The sequence below is a fragment of the Shewanella sp. 125m-1 genome (assembly GCF_052977065.1).
Window position 1 is genome coordinate 231,465 of sequence record NZ_JBRILT010000002.1, and the last position, 6,369, is coordinate 237,833.

Below are 6,369 nucleotides of genomic sequence, written 5' to 3' on the forward strand. Positions count from 1 at the left end.
AAACAGCTCCTTAATACGCGCCGCGGGCGAAAATAACCGCAGGGATGGTCTTGATGAGGATAAGCAGATCAGCGGTGAAAGATTGTTGATAGATATAGTCAATATCTAGTTCAACCTGCTGTTCAAATGCAATGGTTGAGCGACCGGAGACTTGCCAAATACAGGTTATTCCAGGCTTTATCATTAATCGATTTCTATGGTGCTGGCTATATTGCTTTACTTCAGTCATAAGGGGCGGGCGTGGCCCGACTAACGACATATCCCCTTTGAGCACATTCCATAACTGAGGTAGCTCATCGATAGAAGCTTTACGGATGAAGTAACCTACTTTAGTGATCCTAGGGTCTTTTTTCATTTTGAAGATCACTCCGCCATTCATTTCATTTGCGGTGGTGAGTGATGCCTGTCTCTGCTCGGCATCTTGATACATGGATCGAAACTTCCACATAATAAATGGACTGTTATTACGGCCTGCTCGTGTTTGGCTGTATAGCGCGCCGCCTCTGGATTCAAGTCTAATCAGCACGATAGTGAAGAGTAAAAAAGGTGACAGCAGTATGAGTAGGCTTGATGATATAAATACATCAAGCGAACGCTTGCAGGCGCAGTTAATACGTTGGTGCATGTTGAAAATGGCGCGGCGAGTATTGGCTTGTTTTAAATCAAACTGTGGCATCGCCTGGTTTTTTCTTGTTGCATTGTGAAGCTTAGTTTTGAGTTGGCTCCTGGTTAGTGGTGTTGCAGTTTTGGCATCAACACTTTCCTTATGGATGCGTAGCTTTTTTAGTTGATTATTTTCATGCCAAACGCGATATAGAAAGCTTGGGTTACCAAGAATGTAGCGTTTCCACATTCTTTTGGGCTCTTGCAGTAAACGGTAACTCCATTCAAACCCTATTTGTCTTAACCAGAGAGGGGCACGCTTAATTCGATTAGCGTAAAAATCAAAAAGCCCACCCACTCCTATTCCTACAGCGCAATTGAGCTTGGCTCTATTCGCCGCTAGCCACAGTTCTTGTTGTGGTGCGCCCATGGCAACTAACAGTATATCGGCTTTAGTTTGGTTAATTGTCTCTACAATACCCAGGCTCTGTGGGCTATTTGAGTCGCAGTCAAAGTAGCCATGATGGTAGCCTGCAATTTTAAGGTTTTTATATTGCGCTTGCATATTGTGAGCGGCTTGCTCTGCAATACCAGCGCGCCCACCTAACATAAAAATCGATAAGTGATTGTTTGAGGCGAGCTCACATAGGCGCGGAAACATATCAGTGCCATTTAGATTATCTTTTAGTGCTTTAGCTTTGCTGAGGCAGGCTAGGCGTACACCTATGCCATCGGCAAAAATCAAATCACTTTGTTGTAAGCATTGGCGATAAGCCTCGTTTTGAGTGCTGCGATTAAGGCAGTCTGTATTGACGAAACTAAATTGCTGCATGGGCTTTGAAGGGGCTTTACATTGCTGTAGAACCTCATTTAATAATTGGCTCATGGTCCAGTTATTTAGGTGTATGCCAAAAACAGTGATCTTAGTGTCGTGGCTCGTGGGTTTGTTAAACACTGCGCGAGTGAGCGTGGCGATGATAAGCGCTCTAAAGAGTGCTAACAGATAATGGGCTAAATTTTGGTGAGCCTTGTTGAGTGACGTTGATGCACATTCAAAGCAAAGGCCGGTCGCTGCATTCATCTGTTCAAATGAGGTGAGCCCTGGTTTGATGTAAAAGCGCGTATTTGACGGCTTTACTGACGAGTTGTTTGCTGTGCCTTTATTTTTAGACGTTGCGCTTGGTTTGCTACGTGCTGCATTTTTGGGTTCAGTATTGTCAGTGTCGACTTTGTTTAATTCACTCGGTGCTGTAAATGCAAATACCGATTGAGTGCCTAAAATTGTGATATCACCCTTAAGTAGGTTAATGAGCATCGGCAGTTTTGTGCACCAACCTGAGTATGAAAATTGCTTCAAACCTATTAGCGCAACATTAGTCGTATTAAAGTCAAGCTCCTGGATTTGAGCCGCTTCAATATAGAGGGTTTCTATGGTTGTATTTCTAGTGTTTCTGTCGGTAAGGCTTCTTACAAATCCAAACAAGATTAATGGGCTGGTCAGTAGCAGCATCAATAGCGCTGCACAAAGGTCAAAGCAACGAATACTGAAGCAGGAGTGACCTTCTAAAGTTGATTTTTCAGCAGACTCTATTTTATGTTTAGTCTTTTTCATTGTTGAGTCCTTACCAATAGTTGGGCTTAATTTTTATATATTTTTTTATGTAGTTAATCGTTAGTTTGCATATACAGTGCCAAATTTAAATTCGTTGAAAATCATTGGTTTGGTATTGTTTTTGTTTTTAGGTGGCTATGTTGAGCTAAGCATTCGCAACTTGCATGGCAGGTTGCGAATGGATTAATTGGCTAGGGTTTTAACAATGCAGGCTTAACACCATCTTGATGGATTTTTACCCTGTGAATGTAACTGAGTATGGATAGGGCTTGTTTCTCACAGCGGTTATAAACAGCCTGTGGTAGGTATTTCAATAAGTAAGCCGCGGCTAAGGTCGCTAAAGTTCGGCTGGTTTCTGCACCAATAATACTGGGTGCGATATTAATGGCCTGATGTAGGCGCTTAACGGCCTCTTTGCCGTTTCTGTTACGGATGGCTTGCCTTGCAATATATCTCAATTGATAGGCTCTAGCCTTAGCTTCATACTGAAAAATTAGCTCAGGCGCATAGCCTGTAGCTTTATTTATCATGGTTTCCCAAGAGGCATATTGCTTGTTCAAATCAGCGGATAAGCCCTGGGGGTTTAAACGATAAAAGGTTAGAGGTGCTGGCAGCCCCTCCATTTTCCAGTGGGTGGTGGTTACGATCCTTAACCAGCATTCGATATCTTCTGATTGACGAAGATTTTCGTCGAAATAACAGCTATGGGGAACATGTTTACTCAGTGATTGATAGCGAATATCGCTGAGGGTTTCGTGACGGATCACTGGGGCCGAACCATTACCGACAGGGTTACGGCAGAGTAGATCTTGCGCGCTGATATTAGTGAGTTGCGGCATCTGGTAGATATTCATTCTTTGGCCTTCAGAGCTGATGAATAGCGACCTTGAGAAGCTGATACCAACTTCAGGGTTATTTTCGAGGTGGTTAATATGTTGCTGCAGTTTTTCGCTGTGCCACATGTCGTCTGAATCAAGAAAGGCTACGTATTGACCTATTGCGTGGCGAATACCTGTATTTCGAGCGGCCGCTAAACCTAGGTTGGACTCGTGATTAATAATCCGAATACGAGCCTCTTTAAATTGCTGACAGATTTGTAAGCTTGAATCACTAGAGCAATCATTGACGAGGATTAGTTCAAAATTTTCAAAGGTCTGGCTAAGAACTGAATTGATCGCATCCTCTACAAACGCCTCAACATTATAGACAGGCATAACTACGGATACTTTTACGGCAGTTGGTTTTTTGGGGTAAGAGTTAACAGTCATAGTGAACCTCTAAGTGGTGAGGGCAAGTGTTTGGCTTTGGCCCGTTGAACGTTTGAGCTGAGTTTTAGGTAAAGGGTAAAGCTTGGCATGGCAATGACGTGCAGTATTAAGATTGCAAGTGCAACTGCTTGAAGCCCCCAGTAGCTTGAAAACCCAATCGTGATAGCAAGAGTAAGAGTAAAAGCGCTGTTGCAAAGCAGGTTAAGTTGGCTTCTACCCATACTAATAAGGTATTGACTGGCTGCTTCTCCAAGTGGACGAACTAAACCACTTAAGCACAGCAGAATAAATATTGGCAGCGCACCGACATCTATCCACTTCTGTCCGTAAACCAAAGGAAGGTACATTGGGGCAAGGAGTGTTTGTAGGCTCACAAGTGGCACTGTCAGTAACATAATGAACTTTAAAGACTGAAAATATTTTTGTTCCTGGCTTAGTTCATGGCTTAGTTTGGCAATTGCTTCGGGGCTTGCCTCATGGCTTAGTTTGGCAGTTGCTTCGGGGCTTGCCTCATGGCTTAGTTTGGCAATTGCTTCGGGGCTTGCCTCATGGCTTAGTTTGGTAATTGCTTCGGGGCTTGCCTCATGGCTTAGTTTGGTAATTGGTTCATGGCTTAGTTCATGGTCAAATTGATGAGCCGCTTGTAGTGGTTTCGATTCGGACTTTTTGAGACAAAGGTGAGAGTAAAGCGCTGTGCCATAGCTTTGCACTAAACCTAAGCTGATCCCTAGGCTGGCATTAAATGCAAAAAAGTAGATGCCTAAGGCTTCTAGACCAAGAAAATAGCCTATCAATATATAATCAATATTTTGTCTCAGTGCGATGGCTAAGTCGCCAAGCCCAACCTGTATACCAAATTTGAGTAAGCTTTTTGCATTAGATGAAAGTAGGCTGAAAGGTTTTACTTGGTTGAGCGTTGCTTTACTAAAAGCTGTAGTGTGATTTGATAAAGGCTTAGGTAAGGGGTTGTGGTATCTATGAATCCCAATCCAAATAAATACCACAATAATTTTGGGCAAAATAATGGCCCAAATACCTAAGCCGAGCAAAGCCAGTGTTGCGGTTAATATGGCATCGAACGCTGTTTGCCAGAGCACGGCTCGACCGACCACACGCATGCGATTTGCTCGCAGGTTTATAGCAGCGTAAAGCATGCCAAATGGTAGGAGTAAATAGCTTGTTGCCATGAGTATCATAGGTAAAATTAGCTGCATGTCATCGTAGTAGATAGCAAGCGGCCAGCTGAGTAAGCTCATGGCAACGAAGGCGGTTATAGCGGCTAACCAGTTCACCTGATCAGCCGCAGATAAAGATTGTATTAGTTGGTTATCATCCATTTTGATTAATGCGGCAGAAGATATACGACGTGTAGGCGTACAGATGATCTCAAAGCTGGTCAGTATGATGGCTACTTGGCCAAATATTTCCGGAGTAAATAGTCGAGCGATGATAATGCTGGAACCTAAGCGCACAATACGGCCAAGCACTTGAGCAGAACCCAACCAGAATAGCCCTTTGGCCATTGCGCCACTTGAAAGTGTCGATAGAAAGTTGTTACATGTCGATTCGTTTTGCATATCAGCACCTGTTAGATATCTCACAGTCGAACATATTTTCGAGCTTGTATCCCTCATTTCTTATTCATGGGATATAGCTCTTGTATGGCTCTTCATTAGCTAATACAGGGTTCATGCCAATCTATTTGTTTTTTCTTTTTCTTATTTAACTTGATGATTTTTCTGTAATATTTTTCACCGTGAGTTCTAGGCTTATTTTTACAGATTCAGGTGGCGGTAATTCATTCGCATTTTGCAAGTCAGTATGGAAAAAAAGCTAAGAAGGACACTGCGCTTCTAGGGCGTTCGCAAGCTCACTTCTAGGTTCTAGGTAAAAGCAAAGACGGATAAGCTGAGTCGGGAAATCGGAACGGCCTATGGCCTTACGGTATACGGAACGTTCGCAGGCTCACTTATGGATAAAGCGGCGTTGTCTATGTAGGTCGGCATTTATGCCGTCAGCTATGTGAAGTTTTTTTTGATGGGCTAAAGCCCAACCTACAAAAGTGCATGAGTGCAGTACTTCAAGCTGATATTTATATTTTGTAGGTCGGTATTCATGCCGTCTTTCTATGCATTGGTGCGGTTTTGATGGGCTAAAGCCCAACCTACAAAGATGTAGGTTGGCAGTACTTCAAGCAGATGGCTATATTTTGTAGGTCGGTATTTATGCCGCCAGTTTTTACAAAGGGAGATGATGATGTCATGGAGTGACTTACGAGTAGGCCGGTTTTCGCAAGAAGGCGGTGAGTACTTTATAACTTTTAATACCGAAAATAATTTAGATCATTTCATAGACTTTTATGTGTCCCAACTATTTTGCATAGGAATTGCTAAAAATGAGCTGCAATATAACTGTTCTTGGTTAACTTGGGTATTAATGCCAGATCATTTTCATGGATTGTTACGATTGGAAAAGGGAGCTGAGTTATCAAAAGTCGTGGGAACGTTAAAAGGCGCTAGTAGCTTTGTTATCAATAGAAAGCTAAACCGTTCAGGAGCATTATGGCAACCATCATTTTATGACCGTGCCTTACGTCTTGATGAAGATAGAGAAAATATAAGCAGATACATAGTTACGAATCCACTAAGAAAGGGATTGGTTAATCGTATTGGAGACTATCCTTTTTGGAATTCAATTTATTTGTAGGTCGGTATTTATGCCGTCTATTTATATATTGGTTTGTTTGTGATGGGCTAAAGCCCAACCTACAAAGATGTAGGAAGGCAGTATTTCAAGTTGATGTCTATATTTTGTAGGTCGGTATTTATGCCGTCTATTTATATATTGGTTTGTTTGTGATGGGCTAAAGCCCAACCTACAAAGATG

Annotated in this window: 4 protein-coding genes; 1 reads left to right on the forward strand and 3 read right to left on the reverse strand. The window is 42.5% G+C overall.

The features are described 5' to 3' along the window. Positions 1 to 10: 10 nt before the first annotated feature. The 3 genes from ACVBIK_RS02130 to ACVBIK_RS02140 all read right to left on the reverse strand — a co-directional run bounded on the left by ACVBIK_RS02130 (position 11) and on the right by ACVBIK_RS02140 (position 5,060). Positions 11 to 2,215 carry a WecB/TagA/CpsF family glycosyltransferase gene (locus ACVBIK_RS02130; protein WP_447168970.1) on the reverse strand — a complete coding sequence of 735 codons (2,205 nt, stop codon included), beginning with the start codon at positions 2,213 to 2,215 and terminating at the stop codon, positions 11 to 13. A gap of 191 nt (positions 2,216 to 2,406) precedes the next feature. Further along, the gene (locus tag ACVBIK_RS02135; RefSeq protein ID WP_447168971.1) at positions 2,407 to 3,483 is read right to left on the reverse strand and encodes a glycosyltransferase family 2 protein; all 1,077 of its coding nucleotides are present in this window, start codon (positions 3,481 to 3,483) and stop codon (positions 2,407 to 2,409) included. Continuing rightward, positions 3,480 to 5,060 (reverse strand): oligosaccharide flippase family protein, encoded by a 1,581-nt coding sequence (locus ACVBIK_RS02140; RefSeq protein ID WP_447168972.1) that lies wholly within the window; start codon positions 5,058 to 5,060, stop codon positions 3,480 to 3,482. The genes ACVBIK_RS02135 and ACVBIK_RS02140 overlap by 4 nt, the downstream gene beginning before the upstream one ends. 679 nt (positions 5,061 to 5,739) lie before the next feature. Between ACVBIK_RS02140 and ACVBIK_RS02145 the strand changes: the two genes are divergently transcribed. Further along, positions 5,740 to 6,189, forward strand: a complete 450-nt coding sequence (locus ACVBIK_RS02145; protein ID WP_447162721.1) for an REP-associated tyrosine transposase — start codon at positions 5,740 to 5,742, stop codon at positions 6,187 to 6,189. The last annotated feature ends 180 nt before the right edge of the window (positions 6,190 to 6,369 follow it).

Coding starts and splice junctions, on each gene's coding strand:
- ACVBIK_RS02130 (WP_447168970.1), bottom strand. CDS start 2,215: ATGAAAAAGACTAAACATAAAATAGAGTCTGCTGAAAAATCAACTTTA.
- ACVBIK_RS02135 (WP_447168971.1), bottom strand. CDS start 3,483: ATGACTGTTAACTCTTACCCCAAAAAACCAACTGCCGTAAAAGTATCC.
- ACVBIK_RS02140 (WP_447168972.1), bottom strand. CDS start 5,060: ATGCAAAACGAATCGACATGTAACAACTTTCTATCGACACTTTCAAGT.
- ACVBIK_RS02145 (WP_447162721.1), top strand. CDS start 5,740: ATGTCATGGAGTGACTTACGAGTAGGCCGGTTTTCGCAAGAAGGCGGT.